General features: G+C 74.1%; 13 protein-coding genes. 7 read left to right on the forward strand and 6 right to left on the reverse strand.

The window, feature by feature from the left end; genetic code table 11:
- Positions 1–125 precede the first annotated feature (125 nt).
- The 3 genes from IE332_RS22695 to IE332_RS22705 form a co-directional block, all read right to left on the reverse strand.
- Positions 126–1,112 carry a hydroxymethylglutaryl-CoA lyase gene (locus IE332_RS22695; protein ID WP_373313797.1) on the reverse strand — a complete coding sequence of 329 codons (987 nt, stop codon included), beginning with the start codon at positions 1,110–1,112 and terminating at the stop codon, positions 126–128.
- Complete coding sequence (locus tag IE332_RS22700) at positions 1,109–3,391, reverse strand: acetyl/propionyl/methylcrotonyl-CoA carboxylase subunit alpha (protein WP_189919427.1); 2,283 nt, start codon at positions 3,389–3,391, stop codon at positions 1,109–1,111. Before IE332_RS22700 ends, IE332_RS22695 begins: the two co-directional genes overlap by 4 nt.
- Before the next feature lie 153 nt (positions 3,392–3,544).
- Positions 3,545–5,257 (reverse strand): carboxyl transferase domain-containing protein, encoded by a 1,713-nt coding sequence (locus tag IE332_RS22705; RefSeq protein ID WP_229928818.1) that lies wholly within the window; start codon positions 5,255–5,257, stop codon positions 3,545–3,547.
- Positions 5,258–5,390: 133 nt separating this feature from the next.
- Here IE332_RS22705 and IE332_RS22710 point away from each other — a divergent pair, with 133 nt between their 5' ends.
- Both IE332_RS22710 and IE332_RS22715 read left to right on the forward strand, forming a co-directional pair.
- Positions 5,391–6,152 carry a TetR/AcrR family transcriptional regulator gene (locus tag IE332_RS22710; protein WP_189919429.1) on the forward strand — a complete coding sequence of 254 codons (762 nt, stop codon included), beginning with the start codon at positions 5,391–5,393 and terminating at the stop codon, positions 6,150–6,152.
- 302 nt (positions 6,153–6,454) lie between these two features.
- Positions 6,455–10,519, forward strand: a complete 4,065-nt coding sequence (locus IE332_RS22715; RefSeq protein WP_229928819.1) for an ABC transporter ATP-binding protein — start codon at positions 6,455–6,457, stop codon at positions 10,517–10,519.
- Positions 10,520–10,609: 90 nt separating this feature from the next.
- On the opposite strand, the gene IE332_RS22720 is transcribed toward IE332_RS22715, so the two are convergent.
- Positions 10,610–11,608, reverse strand: a complete 999-nt coding sequence (locus tag IE332_RS22720; RefSeq protein ID WP_189919431.1) for an ATP-grasp domain-containing protein — start codon at positions 11,606–11,608, stop codon at positions 10,610–10,612.
- Positions 11,609–11,711: 103 nt separating this feature from the next.
- On the opposite strand from IE332_RS22720, the gene IE332_RS22725 reads away from it, so the two are divergent.
- Positions 11,712–12,269: an NUDIX hydrolase gene (locus tag IE332_RS22725; RefSeq protein WP_229928820.1), complete on the forward strand. Its 558-nt coding sequence runs from the start codon at positions 11,712–11,714 to the stop codon at positions 12,267–12,269.
- Between the two features lie 121 nt (positions 12,270–12,390).
- Here IE332_RS22725 and IE332_RS22730 read toward each other — a convergent pair whose 3' ends face one another.
- Together IE332_RS22730 and IE332_RS22735 are read right to left on the reverse strand one after the other, a co-directional pair.
- Positions 12,391–13,602: a hypothetical protein gene (locus IE332_RS22730; protein ID WP_189919433.1), complete on the reverse strand. Its 1,212-nt coding sequence runs from the start codon at positions 13,600–13,602 to the stop codon at positions 12,391–12,393.
- Positions 13,603–13,827: 225 nt separating this feature from the next.
- Positions 13,828–14,934: an ABC transporter substrate-binding protein gene (locus tag IE332_RS22735; protein ID WP_229928821.1), complete on the reverse strand. Its 1,107-nt coding sequence runs from the start codon at positions 14,932–14,934 to the stop codon at positions 13,828–13,830.
- A gap of 375 nt (positions 14,935–15,309) precedes the next feature.
- On the opposite strand from IE332_RS22735, the gene IE332_RS22740 reads away from it, so the two are divergent.
- The 4 genes from IE332_RS22740 (at position 15,310) to IE332_RS22755 (ending at position 19,948) form a co-directional block, all read left to right on the forward strand.
- Positions 15,310–16,773 (forward strand): APC family permease, encoded by a 1,464-nt coding sequence (locus tag IE332_RS22740; protein ID WP_373313799.1) that lies wholly within the window; start codon positions 15,310–15,312, stop codon positions 16,771–16,773.
- A 200-nt stretch (positions 16,774–16,973) separates the two neighbouring features.
- On the forward strand, positions 16,974–18,038 hold the full coding sequence (gene trpS / locus IE332_RS22745) for a tryptophan--tRNA ligase (RefSeq protein WP_189919439.1): 1,065 nt from the start codon (positions 16,974–16,976) through the stop codon (positions 18,036–18,038).
- A gap of 151 nt (positions 18,039–18,189) precedes the next feature.
- A complete protein-coding gene (locus IE332_RS22750) occupies positions 18,190–19,149 on the forward strand; it encodes a S66 peptidase family protein (protein WP_189919441.1) in 960 nt (319 codons plus the stop codon).
- 106 nt (positions 19,150–19,255) lie between these two features.
- On the forward strand, positions 19,256–19,948 hold the full coding sequence (locus tag IE332_RS22755; RefSeq protein ID WP_189919443.1) for a nucleoside/nucleotide kinase family protein: 693 nt from the start codon (positions 19,256–19,258) through the stop codon (positions 19,946–19,948).
- Positions 19,949–20,293 lie beyond the last annotated feature (345 nt).

Here is a 20,293-nt window from a genome sequence, read left to right on the forward strand (position 1 = left end):
CCGTCGTGCGGTCCGACGGTCGCGCGGTGCGGTTGAGGGATGGGCGGTCCGGGACGGACGTGGTGCGTGGCGCCGGCCGAACCGAAGGGGGCGCGGCCGGCGCCGGAGCGGGTGGCGGGGCCGGGTCAGCCCCGGGCGGCGCCGAGCAGCGCCTGGACGGTGCGGGAGGGGCTCGGGCGGCCGAGGCGCTCGGCCATCCAGCCGCTGGTGGCGACCAGGGCGCGCAGGTCGACGCCGGTGCGGATGCCGAGGCCGTGCAGCATCCAGACCAGGTCCTCGGTGGCCAGGTTCCCGGTGGCGCTCTTCGCGTACGGGCAGCCGCCCAGGCCGCCCGCCGAGGCGTCCACGGTGGTGACGCCCTCGCGCAGCGCCGCCAGGGTGTTGCTGAGCGCCTGGCCGTAGGTGTCGTGGAAGTGCACGGCGAGCCGGTCGGCGGCCACCCCGGCCCGGGCGAAGCCGGCCAGCAGGGCGCCGACCTGGCCCGGGGTGGCGACGCCGATGGTGTCGCCGAGGCTCAGCTCCGAGCAGCCCATCTCCAGCAGCTGCACGCCGTACCGGACCACCTGGGGGACCGGGACGGGGCCCTCCCACGGGTCGCCGAAGCACATCGACAGGTAGCCGCGGACCGCGATCCCGGCCTCGGCCGCCCGGGTCACGACCGGGCGGAACATCGCCATGGCCTCGTCCGCGGAGCGGTTGAGGTTGCGGCGGGCGAAGGTCTCGGTGGCACTGGCGAACACCGCGACGTCGCCGGCCCGGTGGGCGAGCGCGCGGTCCAGGCCGCGCTCGTTGGGCACCAGGACCGGCAGCCGCAGGCCGGGGTGGCGCTCCGGCAGGCCGGCGAGCCTGGGCATCAGCTCCTCGGCGTCGGCCAGCTGCGGCACCCACTTCGGGTGGACGAAGCTGGTGGCCTCGACGGTGCGCAGGCCGGCCGCCGCGAGCCGGGCGATGAACTCGGCCTTGACCTCGACCGGGACCAGGGAGCCCTCGTTCTGCAGGCCGTCGCGCGGTCCGACCTCGTGGATCCGGACCTCCTCGGGCAGGCCGGGGGCGCGGACCGGGTCGGGCAGGCCCAGGTCGAGGGCGTCGGGCTCGTGGGCGGGGGTGGTCACGACCGCACCTCCGCGGGCTCGGCGGGGGCAGTGACCGTTCCGGTCGTGGCCTCCTCGGCCGGGGTGACCACGACCAGCAGGTCCTCCATCGCGACGGTGGCACCGGCGGTGGCCCGTAGTTCGGCCACCACGCCGTCGTGCGGCGCGGCGATCACGTGCTCCATCTTCATGGCCTCCAGCACGAGCAGGGGCTGGCCCTTGCGGACGGTCTCGCCCGCCGTGGTCTTGACGACGGTGACGGTGCCGGGCATCGGCGCGGTGAGGGCGCCGTGGTGCGCGCCGGCCCCGGCGGCGGCCTCGCCGACCGGGTCGTGGGCGTGCAGCGGCCAGGCGTCGCCCTCGATGCCGAGCCAGGTCACCGGCCCGGCGGCGAGGCCGGGGGTGGCGTCGGTGGCCAGCGAGAACGTGGTCTGCAGGCCGTCGACGGTCAGGTGCAGCCGGTCGCCCGCCAGGGTCGCGCGGGCGCGGTGCGACGGTCCGTCGCCGAGCCGGAGCTCCACCTCACGGGTGGGCACGGCGGGATTGTCAGTGGCATCGGTTACGTTGCCCGCAGTGATCGAACGGATGCGCACCGACACCGGGTCCTGGCCGGGGGTACGGAGTCGGTGGGTGGTCCAGGCGGGGGTGCCGCCCAGGCGCCAGCCGGAGGGAAGGGAGAACGGGTCGGTCCAGCCGTCGGGGGTGGCGGCCGGGGTGAGTGCCAGGTGCCGTGCCAGCGCGGCCGCGTAGTAGAGGAGGTGAGCGGGCGACGGTGATCCGGTCGCCGCGGCGTCGGCCCCGGTCCCGGGGTGGGCGGGCGTCGTGGTCCCGGCCGGGTCGGTCGCGTTGACGGGGGAGTACGGCGCGGTGAGCAGGGCCGGCTGCTGCTGGGCGGTCTGCTCCACCAGGCCGGTGTCCAGTCGGCCGGCGACGACCTCGGGGTGTGCGAGGAGCCGGCGCAGGAAGCCGGTGTTGGTGGTGACGCCCAGGATGCGGGTGTCGGCCAGCGCGGCGCGGAGCCGGCGCAGCGCGGTCGGTCGGTCGGGACCGTACGCGATGACCTTGGCGAGCATCGGGTCGTAGGCGCTGGTGATGACGGTTCCGGGGGCGACCCCGGAGTCGACGCGGATGCCCTCGCCCCGGGGCTCGTCCAGGGTGAGGATGCGGCCGCCGGTGGGCAGGAAGTCCCGTTCCGGGTCCTCGGCGCAGATGCGGGCCTCGATGGCGTGGCCCAGGAAGGAGATGTCGGACTGGGTGAAGGTGAGCGGTTCGCCGGCGGCGACGCGCAGCTGCCACTCGACCAGGTCGAGCCGGGTCGCGTCGGGCCCGACGGCGACGGCGAGCTCGGTGACGGGGTGTTCCACCTGGAGACGGGTGTTCATCTCCATGAAGAAGAAGTCCCGTACCCCCTCGGCGGCGGAGGCGGAGGGGGCGTCCGGGTCGATGCCGGGGACGATGAACTCCACGGTGCCGGCGCCGGTGTAGCCGCAGGACTCCGCGGCGCGGACGGCCGCGGCGCCCATCGCGGCGCGGGTCTCGGCATTGAGGAGAACGGAGGGAGCCTCTTCGATCAGCTTCTGGTGGCGGCGCTGCAGGCTGCACTCGCGCTCGCCGAGGTGGACGGTGGTGCCGTGGGCGTCGGCCAGCACCTGCACCTCGATGTGGCGCGGCCGGTCGACCCAGCGCTCCAGCAGCAGGGTGTCGTCACCGAAGGCCGTACGGGCGACGCGTCGGGCGGCGGCGATCTCGGTGGGCAGCTCGGCCGGGTCCCGGACGAGGCGCATGCCCTTGCCGCCGCCGCCGGCGGACGGCTTGAGCAGCACCGGGTAGCCGATCTCCTCGGCGGCGGCGACGAGTTCCTCGTCGGTGGGCGCGGTGGCCTGGCTGCCGGGGACCACCGGGACGCCGGCGGCCCGGACGGCCTCCTTGGCGTTGATCTTGTCGCCCATCAGCTCGACCGCGCCGGGCGGCGGTCCGATGAAGACGAGGCCGGCGTCGGCGCAGGCGCGGGCGAAGCCGGGGTTCTCCGCGAGGAAGCCGTAGCCGGGGTGGACGGCCTGGGCGCCGGTGCGGCGGGCGGCGGCGAGGATCTGGTCGGTCCGCAGGTAGGTCTCGGCGGCCGAGCTGTCGCTGCGGTCGGCCGGGCCGAGCCGGACCGCGACGTCCGCCTCGCGGACGTGCGGGGCGTCGGCGTCCGCGTCGCTGAACACGGCGACCGAGCGGACGCCGAGCCGCCGCAGGGTGCGGATCACCCGGAGGGCGATCTCACCGCGGTTGGCGACCAGAACTGTGTCGAACATGGGAGGCGTTCCTCCGGGTCGAGGGGAGCCGTACGAAGGAGGTGTCGGTGGGAAGTCGGGCGCCGGCCCGGAGCCGGACCGGCGCCGCGGACGTCGCACCCGGAAGGAAGGGGTCACGACGAAGGGGTACCGACCGCGGGGGCGGCCCGGCGGTCACATGCGGAAGACGCCGTACGGGGCGGGCGGCGCCAGCGGGGCGTTGGCGCAGGCGGTGAGCGCCAGGCCCACGACGGTGCGGGTGTCCATCGGGTCGATCACACCGTCGTCCCAGAGCCGGGCGGAGGCGTAGTAGGCGCTGCCCTGCCGCTCGTACTGCTCGCGGACCGGGCGCTTGAACTCCTCCTCCGCCTCGGCCGGCCACTGCTCGCCGTGCGCCTCCAGCTGGTCGCGGCGGACGGTGGCCAGCACGGAGGCCGCCTGCTCGCCGCCCATCACGGAGATCTTGGAACCCGGCCACATCCACAGGAAGCGGGGTGAGTAGGCCCGGCCGCACATCGAGTAGTTGCCGGCTCCGTACGAGCCGCCGATCACCACGGTCAGCTTCGGGACGCGGGTGCAGGCGACGGCGTTGACCATCTTGGCGCCGTGCTTGGCGATGCCGCCCGCCTCGTACTGCCGACCGACCATGAAGCCGGTGATGTTCTGCAGGAAGAGGAGGGGGATGCCGCGCTGGTCGCACAACTCGATGAAGTGGGCGCCCTTGACGGCCGACTCGGAGAACAGCACGCCGTTGTTGGCGACGATGCCGACGGGGTGGCCGTGGATCCGGGCGAAGCCGGTGACCAGGGTCGCGCCGTACTCGGCCTTGAACTCGGCGAAGCGGCTGCCGTCCACCAGCCGGGCGATCACCTCGCGGACGTCGTAGGGCGTGCGCGGGTCGACCGGGACGGCGCCGTACAGGCCCGCCGGGTCGACGGCCGGCGGCTCGACCGGGGTGAGCGGCCAGGGCCGGGCCGTGCGCGGGCCGAGCCCGGCGACGATCGTGCGGACGATCGAGAGGGCGTGGGCGTCGTCCTCGGCCAGGTGGTCCGTCACGCCCGAGGTGCGGGAGTGCAGCTCGCCGCCGCCCAGCTCCTCGGCGGTGACCACCTCGCCGGTGGCGGCCTTCACCAGCGGCGGGCCGCCCAGGAAGATCGTGCCCTGGTTGCGGACGATCACGGCCTGGTCGCTCATCGCCGGGACGTACGCGCCGCCGGCCGTGCAGGAGCCGAGCACGGCGGCGATCTGCGGGATGCCCGCGGCGGAGAGCCTGGCCTGGTTGTAGAAGATCCGGCCGAAGTGGTCGCGGTCCGGGAAGACCTCGTCCTGCATCGGGAGGAAGGCGCCGCCGGAGTCCACCAGGTAGAGGCAGGGGAGCCGGTTCTCCAGCGCGACCTCCTGGGCGCGCAGGTGCTTCTTCACCGTCATCGGGTAGTAGGTGCCGCCCTTGACGGTGGCGTCGTTGGCGACCACCACCACCTCGCGTCCGGCGACCCGGCCGATGCCGGCGATCACCCCGGCCGCGGGCGCCGCCCCGTCGTACATCCCGTCGGCGGCCAGCGGGGCCAGTTCGAGGAAGGGGGAGGCGGGGTCGAGCAGGGTGTCCACCCGGTCGCGCGGGAGGAGCTTGCCGCGCGCGGTGTGCCGGGCGCGGGCCTTGGCGCCGCCGCCCAGAGCGGCCGCGTCGAGCTTCGCGCGCAGTTCGGCGACCAGCTCCTGGTGCGCCTCGGTGTTCGCGCGGTAGGCCGCGGAGCCCGGGTCGACCGAGGTGCCGAGCCGGGGTGCCGGGGCGGCGGCTCCGGGCGGTACGGGGACCGGCGATGTCGCGGTGCCGTTCGCTGCGCTGATCTGGAGGCCGGTGGGTGTGCCGGCGGTTGAGATGACCATTCCCAAGAGCTCCCTTGCCCTCGGCACCAGGTGGGCGCCGGATGCCGTGCGCCCTCGAAGTCCGACGTTAATTAACGTTAACTTACGCCGCCCAGGTTAACGACGGATAACCCGACTGTCTACGATGGACGGCATGCCGAACGTCCCCGCAACCTCCGCGCTCCCACGTCGCGACCAGATCCGCCGGGAGGCCGCGCGACTGTTCGCCGCCCGGGGCTTCCTCGGCGTGGGCGTGGACGAGATCGGCAAGGCCGTCGGGATCAGCGGCCCCGGGCTCTACCGCCACTTCGCCGGCAAGGACGCGATGCTCGCCGACCTGCTGATCGGCATCAGCGAGCGCCTGCTGGAGGAGGGGCGCCGCCGGGCGGGCGGCGGCGACGGTCCGGCGGCCGCGCTGGACGCGCTGATCGGCGGCCACGTCGACTTCGCCCTGGACGACCGCGACCTGATCACCCTGCACGACCGCGAGCTGCTGAACCTCAAGGAGGAGGACCGCCGCACCGTCCGCCGGCTCCAGCGCGGCTACGTCGAGCTGTGGGTGGACGTGGTCCGGCAGGCCTACCCGCCGCTGGCCGACCCCGCCGCCGAGCCGGTGGCGCGGGCCACCGTGCACGCCGTCTTCGGCCTGATCAACTCGACCCCGCACAGCCTCGGCTCGAACCCGGGGTCGAATCCGGGCTCGGGCTCCGGCCCGAACCCCGGCTCCGTCGAGCGCGTCGGCCAGGGTGAGCGCTCCGGTCAGGGTGAGCGCTCCGGTCTCCAGCGGGACGGCATGGCCGCCCTGCTGCACACCCTCGCCCACGGCGCGTTCGCCGCCGCCGCGAACGCCGCCACCACGGGCTCGGCCGCCGTCGACGGGTCGCCCTCGGGCGGCGACGCCCCCGCACAGGACTGACCCCTCCGCCCGGCGACTTCTCCCGCCGAGCCCTCGCCCGAACGCCCCGCCGGGAGGCCTAGGCCCAAAGGAGGGCGGCCGACCACCCCCGGTCGCTGGGCGTTCGCCGGGCGATGGGGCGACCCTGGAGGCGGGCGGCCGTCGAGGTCGGCCGTGCGGGCGTTCGATCGGGAATCTCCGTCGGCCGCCGGCTGTTGCCCAGTCCGCCGGACCGGACGATCCGGGCTGCTCCGGCCCGCCCGACCCCACCGGGGCGGAAACGCCGTGGCGGCCACCCGACGAAATGGTTAGCATCCCTAAATATGCCTGAGACTCACGGATCCACGGTGGAGCCATCCCCGAGCGGCTCACCGGCCCCGGGCCCTGCCCCGGAGGCCCTCGTCGACGAGCGCACCGCCCGTTCGGACACCGCGCGAGCGGACGCCGTCGGAACGGACACCGCCCGAGCGGACACCACCGGAGCGGACACCGGCACCGGGCGCGCCGAGCCCGCCGGCTGGCTGCGCCGTCTGGTCGGGTACAGCTGGCGGTCCCGTCGCAGCCTGCTGCTCGCCTTCGGTGCCTCGCTCCTCGGCATGGCCGTCACCGCGCTGGTGCCGCTGGTCACCAAGCTGATCATCGACGACGTCATCGTCGCCCGCACCCGCTCGCTGACCCCCTGGGCGGTGGTGCTGCTGCTGGCCGCCGTCGTGGTCTTCGGCTGCACCCAGGTCCGCCGCTACTACGGCGGTCAGCTCGCCCTCGACGTCCAGCACGACCTGCGCAGCGACCTGTTCCGCTCGCTCGGCCGGCTCGACGGCCACCGCCAGGACCGGCTCGACACCGGCCAGGTGGTCGGGCGCGCGACCTCGGACCTCCAGCTGGTCAACGGCCTGCTCTCGATGGTGCCGATGATGACCGGCTTCCTGCTGATGTTCGTCATGTCGCTGGCCGTGATGATCTGGCTGTCCCCGCCGCTCACCCTGGTCGCCCTCGTCATGGCGCCCGCGCTGTGGTGGGTCTCCGCGTTCAGCCGCAAGCGCCTGTTCCCCGCGACTTGGGCGGCCCAGCAGGAGGCGGCCGCCGTCGCCGGCGTGGTGGACGGTGCGATCGGCGGCGTCCGGGTGGTCAAGGGCTTCGGCCAGGAGGCGCAGGAGCTGGACAAGCTGGAGCAGGCCTCCCACAACCTGTTCGCGGCCCGGCTCCGTTCGATCCGGCTCAACGCCCGCTACAACCCGGCGATGCAGGCGATCCCCGCGCTCGCCCAGGTCGCCGTCCTGGCCTTCGGCGGCTGGCTGGCCGTCGACGGCCGGGTCTCGCTCGGGACCTTCGTCGCCTTCTCGACCTACGTCGCGCAGATGACCGGCCCGGTCCGGATGCTGACCATGATCATCACCGTCGGCCAGCAGGCCCGGGCCGGCGTGGAACGCGTCCTGCAGCTGATCGACGAGCGCCCGCTGGTCCAGGAGCGCCCGGACGCGCTCACCCTGGACCTCACCCAGGATGCCGCCACCCCGCACGGGACGACCTCGCACGGCGCCACCCCGCACGGGACGACCCCGCACGGCGCTACCCCGCACGGCACGGCCGTCGGCCCCCGGACCTCCGACGTCGCCCTGGAGTTCGACCGGGTCGAGTTCCGGTACGACCCCGAGCACCCCGCCCCCGTCCTGCACGGCCTCAGCCTGGAGCTGGCCCCCGGCGAGACCCTCGCCCTGGTCGGCGCCTCCGGCTCCGGCAAGTCGACGGTCGCCCAACTGGTGTCGCGCTTCTACGACCCGTCCGAGGGTGCCGTCCGCCTCTACGGCCACGACCTGCGCGACCTCACCCTGGACTCGGTCCGCGCGACGGTCGGCATAGTCCCCGAGGAGAGCTTCCTCTTCTCCGAGTCGGTCCGCACCAACATCGCCTACGGCCGCCCGGACGCCACGGACGAGCAGATCGTCGCGGCCGCCCGCGCCGCCCAGGCCGACGAGTTCGTCCGCGCGCTGCCGGACGGCTACGAGACCAAGGTCGGCGAGCAGGGTCTGACCCTCTCCGGCGGCCAGCGCCAGCGCATCGCGCTGGCCCGGGCGATCCTCACCGACCCCCGGATCCTGCTGCTGGACGACGCCACCTCGGCGGTGGACCCGCAGGTCGAGGCGGAGATCCACGACGCGCTGCGCTCGGTGATGGCCGGCCGCACCACGCTGCTGATCGCCCACCGCCGCTCGACCCTCCAGCTCGCCGACCGGATCGCCGTCCTGGAACGCGGCCGGCTGCTGGACATCGGCACGCACGAGGAACTCGAAGCCCGATGTCCCCAGTACCGGGCCTTGATCACCGACCCCGAGGCGGGCCGCGCCACCCAGCACCCCGCCGCCGGCACACCGGCCGAAGGGCCGACCGGCACGTCGACGGAAGCCCAGGCCGACGCCCCGACGGTCACCCAGGCCGGCACCCACGCCGGCCCCCCGCCCGTCGAACAGCCGTCCACCCCCGCACTCCCCATCCCCGCGCTCCCCACCCCCGCCCTGGCCAAGGCCGCCCGCGCTGCCGACCCCGACCTGCTGGCCAAGGTCGCCGCGCTGCCGCCCGCCGCCGACAGCCCGGACGTCCCCCGGGCCGAGGCCGAGGCCGGTGACCCCGACTTCTCCCTGGGCCGCCTGCTGCGCCCCTTCCGTACCCCGCTGCTGATCGCGCTCCTGCTGGTCGCCCTGGACGCGGGGGCCGGCCTGGTCCTGCCGGTGCTGATCCGGCACGGCATCGACGAGGGCGTCCGCAAGGGCCTGATGTCCGGTGTCGCGGTGGCCGCGCTCACCGCGCTGGTCGTGGTCCTGCTGGACTGGCTGGTGCAGGGCGCCGAGAACCGGATCAGCGGCCGTACCGGCGAGCGCGTCCTCTACACGCTCCGGCTCAAGATCTTCGCCCACCTCAACCGGCTGGGCCTGGACTACTACGAGCGCGAGCTGACCGGCCGGATCATGACCCGGATGACCACCGACCTGGACTCGCTGACGTCCTTCCTGCAGACCGGCATGGTCACCGCCGTGGTCAGCCTGCTGACCTTCGCCGGGATCTTCGCGGCCCTGCTGATCATCGACGCGGGCCTGGCCCTGGTGGTCTTCGCCGTGCTGCCGCTGCTGGTGATCGCGACCCTGGTGTTCCGCCGGAAGTCCAAGGACCAGTACGAGCGTTCCCGCGACCTGATCAGCACCGTCAACGCGGACCTGCAGGAGAACGTGGCCGGCATGCGGATCGTCCAGGCCTTCCGCCGCCTGGACACCAACACCGACCGCTTCGTGGCGCGCGGCATCGCCTACCGCGAGGCCCGGGTCCGCGCGCAGCTGTACATCTCGCTGTACTTCCCGTTCGTCCAGTTCCTCTCCAGCGTGGCCGCCGCGCTGGTGCTGATCGTGGGTGCCTCCCGGGTCGAGTCCCAGACGCTGACGGTCGGCGCGCTGGTCGCCTACCTGCTCTACATCGACCTGTTCTTCGCCCCGGTCAACCAGCTGTCCCAGGTCTTCGACGGCTACCAGCAGGCCTCGGTCGGCCTCGGCCGGATCCGCGAGCTGCTGCGCACCCCGACCACCACGGCGGAGGCGGCCGAACCGGTCCCGGTGTCCAAGGGGCTGCGCGGCGAGATCACCTTCGAGGGGGTCGGCTTCGCCTACAACGGCGGCGCGGACGGCGCCCCGGACGTGCTGTCCGGCGTGGACCTGCACATCCCGGCCGGGCAGACGGTGGCCCTGGTCGGGGAGACCGGCGCCGGGAAGTCGACGCTGGTGAAGCTGGTCGCCCGCTTCTACGACGCGACCGAGGGCACCGTCCGGGTGGACGGGGTCGACCTCACCCGCTACGACCTGGCGCAGTACCGCCACCGCCTGGGCGTGGTGCCGCAGGAGGCCTACCTGTTCGCGGGCACGGTCCGTGAGGCGATCGCCTACGGCAGGCCGGACGCCTCGGCGGCCGAGGTGGAGGCGGCGGCCCGGGCGGTCGGCGCGCACGACATGATCGTCCGGCTGTCGGGCGGCTACGACCACGAGGTGGCCGGCCGCGGCCGCAACCTCTCGGCGGGGCAGCGCCAGCTGATCGCGCTGGCCCGGGCCGAACTGGTCGACCCGGACATCCTGTTGCTCGACGAGGCCACCGCGGCACTCGACCTGGCCACCGAGGCGGCGGTCAACCATGCCGCGGACCGGCTCAGCGGCGGTCGCACCACCCTGGTGATCGCCCACCGCCTGACCACCGCGGAGCGCGCCGACCGGGTGATCGTGCTGGACCACGGCCGGGTGGTCGAGGACGGCACCCACGCCGACCTGCTCGCCCGGGGCGGCACGTACGCCCGGCTCTGGCAGGCGTTCATCGCGGACGGCCACCCGGCGGCCGAGACCGTCACCGCCGGGTAGGCCGCCGGGTCGGGAGCCGGATCGGCCGCCGGGCCGGGAGCCCTCGGAAACCCTTCGGCCGGGCGGAGGTGACGGCTGCTCTGCCTGCTGTCAGGCGGCGATCAGCGCGGTGAGCAGCCCCGAGGGGTCGATCCCGCGCGGCAGGTCGCTCACCTGTCCGTCCCCGACCTCGACCACCCGCCAGCCGGAGCCGTCGGCCCGGCTGGCGAGGTCGGTGGTGACGAAGCGGCAGCCGAGCGTCCGGACCAGTGCCCGGACCTCGGTGAGGTCGGGTTCGACGCTCTGGTGCGGGGCGTCCGGGTGCGGTCCGACCAGGACCGGCCGGCCGTCCAGCCACCACACCCGCGCCTCCACGGCCCGCCCGCCCGCGCCCGGCCCGCCGCCCGCAGCGTCCCCGGTGCTCCGGGCGCTCGCAGCGTCCCCCGTGCGCCCGGAGCCCCTGTCGCCGGTGCCGCGGTCGGCGCTCTCCGGGCCGCCACCGGCGCGCTCGAACTCCTCGTACCGCCGCAGCACCACGCCACCGGCCAGGAACTCGCCCTGCAGTTCGACGAACCGCGCCACCACCCGGCCGACGGCCGGGAGGTCGGCCAAGTCCGGTACGTAGCAGGCCTCGTGCCACTCGTGCTTGCGCGACTTCACGTAGTCCTTGACGATCGCCGGGCCGCTCCCGCCCAGCCGGGCCGCGGCCGCGGCCAGCTCCGCCGGGCCGGGCGCCACCGGTCCGGCGGAGGGGATCCACGCACTGGCCGGGGTCGCCCCCTCGAACACGCCGTACCAGCCGGGCAGTTCGTGGGCCGCCGCGTAACCGGGCGGGCTGGTCAGCAGGTTGCCGCCGCGGGCGGTGAGCGCGGCGCCGAAGCCGCGGTACCGGGCCGAGGGGAGCATCCAACCCCGGTACCAGAGCGGGCCGCTGTCCCTCGGCACCCGCCGGACCGCCTCCTCGGCCTGCCCGGCGAGCAGCGCGTCGTGGTCGACCAGATGGTGTTCGCCGCCCGACTCCCGCAGCAGTCTGGCCTCCCAGGCGAAGTGCGGATCGGGTCGGCGCGGGTTGAGCGGATCGGCGGGGAACAAGATCGCGGGTACGGGCATGGCCGTCAGGGTACGGCCCGAGACCCGGTGCCGACCCCGAGGACACCGGCCCGGAACGGTGAATCGGCTCGACGCCCCGAACGGCCGCTGCGAGAGTGATCCGATGCGAAATCCCCTGCGAAACCCGATGCGCAAGCTGCTGCGGCCCGGCAGGCGGGTGCCCCGGCAGGCCGCCCGCACGGTGGTCCTGGACGAGAACGGCTCGGTGTTCCTGCTCCGTTCGGACAACGACGAGGTGGGCGTCCACTGGACCATGCCGGGCGGCGGGCTGGAGCCGGGCGAGTCCCCGTGGGAGGGCGCCCGGCGCGAGCTGTGGGAGGAGACCGGCTGGAGCGACCTCGAACCCGGCCCGCTGCTCTGCACCTGGGAACACGACTTCACCTGGCACGGCACCCCGGTCCGCCAGCACGAGCACATCTACCTCACCGACGGACCGCACCGCGGCCCGGTCGGCGACGTCAGCGCGGTGCACGCCGTCGACCGGATCCTCGACTGGCGCTGGTGGACCCCGGCCGACCTCGCCGACGAGAACGCCGACGCGCTCTGGCCGCCCAGGCTGCCGGACCTGCTGGACGCCGTACGCGAGAGCTGGGCCGCCGACCGGCAGCCCCCGGTGCCCGTCGACCTCGGGTACATCCCGAACACCCCGGCGACCGGCTGACCACCGAACACCCACAGCCGAAGCTCCGACGGGCGGAGCCCCGGCGGCCGGGGCTCCGACGACCGATCGGCGGCCGCCCCCGGGGGGAAGCCGTCGGACGGCGGGGCGCCGCGCGGACCGGCTAGGGCCGCCCGCCGCGCCGGGTCCGGGGGGCCGGACCGGCCTCCCAGCCGTTCAGCTCCAGCTCCCGGTCGTGCAGCGCGCCGGGGTTCATCAGCACCGTCAGCCGGGCGCCGACGAGTCGCCCGGAGCCGAGCCCGGTCGCGGACAGCAGTTGGTCGGTCGGCACCGAGACGGCGATGGCGGGGCGCCAGGAGGGCAGCACCACCAGACTGGTGCCGCGTCCGGCCCGGATCACCTCGGCCGCCACCCGGACGGGTGCTCGCTCCTCCGGTCGGCCGAGGGCCTCGGACTGGCCGGGGCTGCCACCGATCAGGATGCCGAGCGGAGCTTCGCCGGGAGACGCCCCGTCGAACGCGGCCGGGGCGTCCGGCACCCGGTCCGTCACCGTTCCCGTCGGACCGGCGGGTTCACCCGTCCACTCGGCGGCACCAGGGAAGCCGACCCCGGCCGGGCCGGGCGCGGCCGTCTCCCGTGCGGTCGCCTCCTGCCCGCTCGGAGCGGACTGGGGGTGCATCCGGCGCAGTCGGCGCGAGGGCGACGGCCGCCGGGACCCGAGGATCCGCGGCTCTTCGCGCGCCGCACGCCGCGCCGGCGCGGACGCCGACGGGAACCGGACGAACCCGGCCTCGGACCCGGCACCGACCGCGGTCCCGTCGCCCTGCTCGTCGCCGTGCGCTTCGCCGTGTTCACCGAAGCGTTCACCGGCGTCGGCAGGCGGCGTGGCCACGCCCACGCCCACGCCCGCTTCGCCCACGCCCACGCCTACGCCTACGTCTTCGCTTTCGCCGAGCAGCGCCCGCACTTCGTCGACCGGTCGCCGGCACGCCTCGGCCAGCTCGGTGATCGAACGGCCCTGCGCACGTGCGGCCCGCAGCCGCTCGGCGAACGCCGCCCGCAGGCTCGCCGCGGCCGGACCGCCGTCCGCGGGGACGGGCTCCGCGCCGGGCCCCCCGCCGGGGGCCGTGACGGGAGCCGGGGCCGGAGCCGCCGCGGGGAGGGTGTACGCCCGCGCGTCGTCCCGGCTGCGCGGCTGCGGCACCGAGTCGTGGCGGATCACCCCGTCGGCGGTACCGGACGTGGTGGTGACGGCCTCGGCGGCCGTCGCGATCGAGCACATCGGGACGGCCGCGGCGGGCTGCCCGGGTGCGCCGTGCGGGCCGGGCGGGTCGGGCAGGGACGGGTCGGTTGCGGTGGGATGGAGCGAGGTCATCGGCGGCCCTTCGGGGGATGGTCCCGACGATCCTCCCGCACCGCGCGACCAGCTCCAAGCGTCGAACCCGATGCCGTGCGGGCGACCACCGGGGGAAGACCGCAGGACCACCGCGCGGCGCCCGCGAGGCCGCCCCCTGGGGCCCCGCGGGACCACCGGCCGATCACCGGCCGATCACCGTCCCGGCCGCGCCGGCCCCCGCCCGCCCCGACCGATGGCTCCGGCTCAACTGCCGGGCGCCACGAAGCCCTTGAGGTCGGCGAGCACCGCGTTCGCCGCCATGACGCCGAGCCCGAGGAACCAGGTCTCGTCCGAAACCGGCCGGGCCTGACCGGACTTGACCGCCCCGAGGGTCTTCCAGAGCGCGCCGCCCAGCACCGCGTCCTGGTTGGTCGAGCTGGGGCTGCCGTACACGCCGTAGAAGACCCAGTCGGCGTCGGCCTTGTCGATCTGCTCCGGGCTGACCTCCACCGCGAGTTCCTTGACCTGCTCGATCTTGGGCTGCGGCAGCGGCACGTCGGTGAGGATGGTGCCGATGAAGGAGAGCTCGGCGTAGAGCCGGGTGCGGCCCGGCATGAAGCGCAGCGGTGTGATGGTGGGCCGCTTGTCGCCGAGCCCGGCGCCGATCGCGGTGGCCGCTGCCCGGTACGCGTCGAGCTGCGCCTGGGCCTCGGCCTGCAGACCGAACGCGCTGGCGTTGAGCAGGAAGTTCTGCTTCCAGGGGTAGCCGGGGCGCAGCGAGAAGACGGTCGGCGCGATCTTGGACAGCTGCGCGTACTGGTCCTGGGCGCGCAGCTGGCTGCCGAGGATCAGGTCCGGCTTGAGCGCGGCGATGGCCTCCAGGTTGAGGCTGTTGATGGTGCCGACGGCGGCCGGGCTGCCGGCCTTGTCCTTGAGGTAGGACGGCATGGTCTTGGAGCCGTCGGTGTGGACGACGCCGACCGGCTGGAGGCCGAGCGAGACGACGTTGTCGAGTTCGCCGGTGTCCAGCACCACGACCCGGACGGGCTTGGCCGGGATGACGGTCTCGCCCATGGCGTGCCGGACGGTGCGCGGGTAGACGCCGGGGGCGGCGTCGGTGCCGAAGCCCTTCATCTTCTCGATCACGGTGGCGTAGTCGTCGCCGCCCTGCTTGACCGACTTCTGGTCAGGCGTGGCTCCGCCGCCACCGGGGGCCGATCCGCCGGAGCCGCCCGATCCGCCGGAGCTGCCGCAGGCGGTGAGCAGCCCGCCGAGGCCGAGGACCGCCCCGCCGGCGATCCCGGCGGTGAGGAACCTGCGGCGGCTGGGGGTGCGGGGGACGAGGGCCAGGTCGTCGGAGGTGGGGGCCACGCGACGCTCCTTCACGGGTCGGGACCGATCGAACTTAGGTGAGGCAAACCTATCTCGATACGGACCGGACGCTCCGCCGGGGGCCGGAGCCGGGCCGGGGCCGGGACCGGCGCCGGACACTCCCGCCAGGGGCGGGCAGAGGGAGGCAAAGGTCATCGAAGTGCATAAAATCACCATGAGTTGGTCTATTCAACCTTCCGTGTCCGCACTTAGAGTGCGCTGGTGTTTGATCAGCAGCTCTCAGAGCACACGAGCAGCGGCCGGGCAACGGCGCCCGACGCTCCGCAGGGTGCCCCGGTCAGTGGCACCAGTGGTGGAGTCCCCGAGCCGGGGACGGCCGGGGGAGCGGGGGACAAGGGTCTACGGGGCGGTTCCGTGGGCCTGCTGGGCAGCGTGGTGCTGGGCGTCTCGACGGTCGCCCCGGTCTACTGCCTGACCGCGACGCTCGGCCCGACCGTCACCGCGGTCGGCGTCCAGATGCCCGCGGTGTTCCTGGTGGGCTTCCTGCCGATGCTGCTCGTCGCGTTCGCGTACAAGGAGCTGAACAAGGACTTCCCGGACTGCGGAACGTCCTTCACCTGGACGGCCAAGGCCTTCGGCCCCCGGATCGGCTGGATGGCCGGCTGGGGACTGACCGTCGCGACCATCATCGTGCTCTCCAACCTGGCCGGGGTCGCGACCGACTTCCTCTACCTGATGCTCGGTGAGATGACCGGCAGCGACCGGATCGCCGACCTCGACGGGAACCAGGCCGTCCATCTGCTCACCGTGGTCCTGCTGATCGCCGGCGCCACCGCGATGAGCTACCGGGGGATGACCGCCACCAAGTGGTTCCAGTACGGCCTGGTCGGGCTCCAGCTGGCCGTGCTGCTGCTCTTCGCGGCGATCGCGGTCGGCAAGGCCGCCACCGGCGAGCTGCCCGACTCGATCGGCTTCTCCTTCTCCTGGCTGGACCCGCTCCAGGTCAGCTCCTTCAGCGCGTTCACCGCCGGACTGTCGCTGTCGATCTTCATGTACTGGGGCTGGGACACCTGCCTGACCATGAACGAGGAGACCGTCGGCGGCGCCAGGACCCCCGGCCGCGCCGCGATGCTCACCATGGTCACCCTGGTCGGCTCGTACCTGCTGGTCGCGGTCGCCGCCCAGATGTTCGCGGGCGTCGGCACCGCCGGCACCGGCCTCGGCAACCCGGAGACCGCCGACAACGTCTTCGCCGCGCTCGCCCGCCCGGTGCTCGGCTCGCCGTGGAGCGTCCTGCTCTTCCTGGCCGTCGTCGCCAGCGCCGCCGCCAGCCTGCAGACCACCTTCATCCCGGTGGCCCGCACCCTGCTCGCGATGAGCGCCTACCGGGCCGTGCCGCCGCGCTTCGGCACCGTCCACCCGCGCTTCCGCACGCCCGGCTACGCGACCGTCGCGGCCGGCGTCGCCACCGCGGTCTTCTACGTCGGCATGAGCCTGATCAGCGAGGACGTCGTCCAGGACACCATCCTGGCGCTCGGTCTGATGATCTGCTTCTACTACGCGCTGACCGCGTTCGCCTGCGTCTGGTACTTCCGCCGCTCGCTGCGCACCGGTCCGCGCGACCTGCTGCTCAAGGGCGTCGCCCCGCTGCTCGGAGGCGTGCTGCTGAGCGCGGTCTTCCTGCAGACCCTCACCGACGCCTGGTCCCCGGACTACGGCAGCGGCGCCGTCCTCGGCATCGGCTCGGTGTTCGTCATCGGCGTCGGCATCCTGCTGCTCGGCGCCGCGCTGATGACCTGCTACGGCCTGGTGCGGCCGGAGTTCTTCCGCGGCGAGACGCTTCGCCGGGAAACTCCCGCGCTGGTGGTGGAGGACTGACGCTACGCTTGATCGCATGAAGCGCTTCGTGGGCCTGAACTGGTGGCCGTCCTAGGACGGCCACCAGCACTCGCCTGACCAGGGCCGTCCGGGATGGACGGCCCTGTCGCGTTTCCCCGCTCTCCAGCGGGACGGGCCCCTCGCCCCGGACGGCCGCGACCACCACCGCCACCGCCGCCGTACCGAACCGAGGAGTACCCGTGAACACCGCCACCGCCGTTGCCTCCGCCACCGCCGCTGCTGCCACCGCGACCGCCACCGTCGACGACCCGACCTCCCACCGCGTCCTCACCGGGGACCGCCCGACCGGCCCGCTCCACCTCGGCCACTACTTCGGCACCCTGCGCAACCGCGTCCGACTGCAGGACCAGGGCGTCGAGATGTTCGTCGTGGTCGCCGACTACCAGGTCATCACCGACCGCGACCTCGCCGACCGGCTCGCCGAGCACACCGAGAACCTCGTCCTGGACTACCTCGCGGCCGGCCTGGACCCCGAGCGGGCCACGATCTTCGCGCACAGCGCCGTACCCGCCCTCAACCAGCTGCTGCTGCCCTTCCTCAGCCTGGTCAGCGTCGCCGAACTCAACCGCAACCCCACCGTCAAGGACGAGATCGCCCACTCCAGCCAGTCCGCCGTCAGCGGGCTGATGTTCACCTACCCCGTCCACCAGGCCGCCGACATCCTCTTCTGCAAGGCCGACCTCGTCCCGGTCGGCCAGGACCAGCTGCCCCACCTCGAAGTCGCCCGCACCGTCGCCCGCCGCTTCAACGAGCGCTACCCGCACACCGACGGCAGCGGCGTCTTCCCCCGCCCGCAGGCCCTGCTCTCCGATGCCCCGATGCTGCTCGGCACCGACGGCGGGAAGATGAGCAAGAGCCGCGGCAACGCCGTCGCCCTCGGCGCCACCGCCGACGAGACCGCCCGGATCATCCGCGGCGCCAGGACGGACGCCGACCGTCGCATCGGCTACGACCCGGCCGGCCGCCCCGAGGTGTCCAGCCTCGTCCTGCTCGCCGCGCTCTGCCAGGACCGCGCCCCCGAGGCCGTGGCCGGGGAGATCGGCGACGGCGGAGCCGCCGTCCTCAAGCGCGTCGTCACCGAGTCCGTCAACGAGCACCTCCGCCCGCTGCGCGCCCGCCGCGCCGCACTCGCCGCCGACCGCGGCCACCTGCGGCAGGTGCTGCGCGACGGCGCCGAACGCGCCAACGCCGTTGCCGACGCCACCCTCGCCGAAGTCCGGGAGGTGATGGGCGCCGTGATCTGAAGCGTCCTCACCGACCTCACCGACCTCACACCGAGGCCCATAGGACCCCGCAGACATCCGCCGGGCCGGGCGGGGGCATATCGTCACCGGGCGGCCGCGCCACAGCGCGGCCGCCGTACCCCGCTCCCGCGCCCGAAAGGCGGCCCGGCCCATGGACCAGCACCCGACCACACCCGGCCAGGGGCTGACCCGTCCGCCGCACCTGCGCCCCGGCGACCACATCGTCGTCGTCGCCCCCAGCGGCCCGATCGACCCCGAACGCCTCACCGCCGGCTGCGCGATCCTCCGCTCCTGGGGGCTGCGCGTCACCGTCGCCCCGCACGTCCTCGACACCCACCCCGTCCTCGGCTACCTCGCCGGCACCGACGCCGACCGCGCCGCCGACCTCCAGACCGCCTGGCTCGACCCCACCGTGGACGCCGTCATCTGCGCCCGCGGCGGCTACGGCGTGCACCGCATGGTCGACCTGCTCGACTGGACGGCGATGCGCGCCGCCGCACCCAAGCCCTTCATCGGCTTCAGCGACGTGAGCTCCCTGCAAGAGGCCTTCGCCCAGCGACTCGGCCTCGCCACCCTGTACGGGCCGATGGCCGCCGCCTCCTCCTTCATCTCCGACGCCCCCACCGCCGAGCACCTGCGCCGCACCCTGTTCGACCCCGCCGCCACCACCGTCCTCACCTCCGCCACCGCCACCCCGCTCGTCCCCGGCCGGGCCCACGGCGTCACCGCCGGCGGGTGCACCCACGTCCTCGTCGCGGAGCGCGGCACCCCCGCCGCCCGGTCCTCGTACGCGGGCAGCATCCTCGTGCTGGAGGACGTGAACGAGCACCCGTACCAGCTCGACCGGATCCTCACCCAGTTCCGGCGCTCCGGCGCCCTCGACGGGGTGGCCGGCATCGCCCTCGGCTCCTGGGAGGGCTGCGGACGTCCCGAGCGGGTCCGCGAGGTGATGCTCGACCGGCTCGGAGGGCTCGGCATACCGGTGCTCTGGGAGCTGGGCTTCGGACACTCCCCGTCCACCCTCACCGTTCCGCTGGGCGTCCCCGCCGTCCTCGACGCCGACGCCGGCACGCTCACCCTGGACCTGCCCGCGCTGGCCGAGCGGCGGTAGTGGCCGCGGTGGCAGCAGGGGCAGCAGCGGCAGGGGGCAGGGGGCTGATCAGGGGGGGGCGACTGAAGGCCCGGTTCCGCGGACCCCGGGTGAGTAGGGTGCGGCCATGAACGAGGACCGCCTCACCTCACCCGCCCTCACCTCGCTCGCCCTCGGTTTCCTCCGGGGCCCGGGCAGCAACGCCCGCACGATCCTGGGACTCGCCGGCCCGCCCGGCGCCGGCAAGTCCACCCTGGCCCGCCACCTGGTGGCCGAGGTCGAGCGGGCCGAGGGGCCGGGCACCGCCGCCTACGTCCCGCTCGACGGCTTCCACCTCTCCGGCGCCCAGCTCGACCGCCTCGGCCTGGCCCACTGCAAGGGCGCCCCGGCCACCTTCGACGCCCACGGCTACGTCGCCCTGCTGCGCCGCATCGCCGCCGACCGATTCCAGGACATCTACGCACCGGACTTCGACCGCACCCTGGACGAACCGGTCGCCGCCCGCCACGTGGTCCGCCCGCACACCCGCCTTGTCATCACCGAGGGCAACTACCTCGCCTCCAGCGACACGCCCTGGCCCGACGCCCGCCGGCTGCTGCGCGAACTCTGGTACGTCCACACCGACGACCAGGTCCGCGAGGAACGCCTGCTCGGCCGCCACCGCGACGGCGGGCGCGACGAGGCAACCGCCCGCCACTGGGTCACCGGCAACGACCACCCCAACGGCGAGTACGTGAAGCCCGGCCGGGCGCTCTGCACCCGGACCGTCCCCGGGACCGGCGAGCTCGACCGGGTTGCCTCCGGCACCGGACAGGGGTAGTGTTTCCTAGTCGCTCGACAGGAGCACCGGACACGCATCGGCGTGGACGGTTCCGGGGCGGCCAATCCTCTGAAACACAACTTCCCAGTTCGGGCTGGGTCGCGTTCGCATTTCCGCGTCGTGGCTCGGTTCTTATTCGGCGTGCTCGTTTTAATGGGTTGCGGTCGATTCGCTTTTCGGAGCGGGGATCGGCTAGAGTTTGAAACGTCGGACGGGGCGTCAAGCCGCAGAAGACACCGGCGAATTGGATGAGGAAGCCCGGAAACGGCGCGGAAAACATCTGATAAGCTGGAAACACGAAAGAACGAAGCCCGGAGGGCCTGCTGGAAGGCAGTCCGAAGGAAG

The sequence above is a fragment of the Kitasatospora xanthocidica genome (genome assembly GCF_014656195.1).
Taxonomy (GTDB): domain Bacteria; phylum Actinomycetota; class Actinomycetes; order Streptomycetales; family Streptomycetaceae; genus Kitasatospora; species Kitasatospora xanthocidica.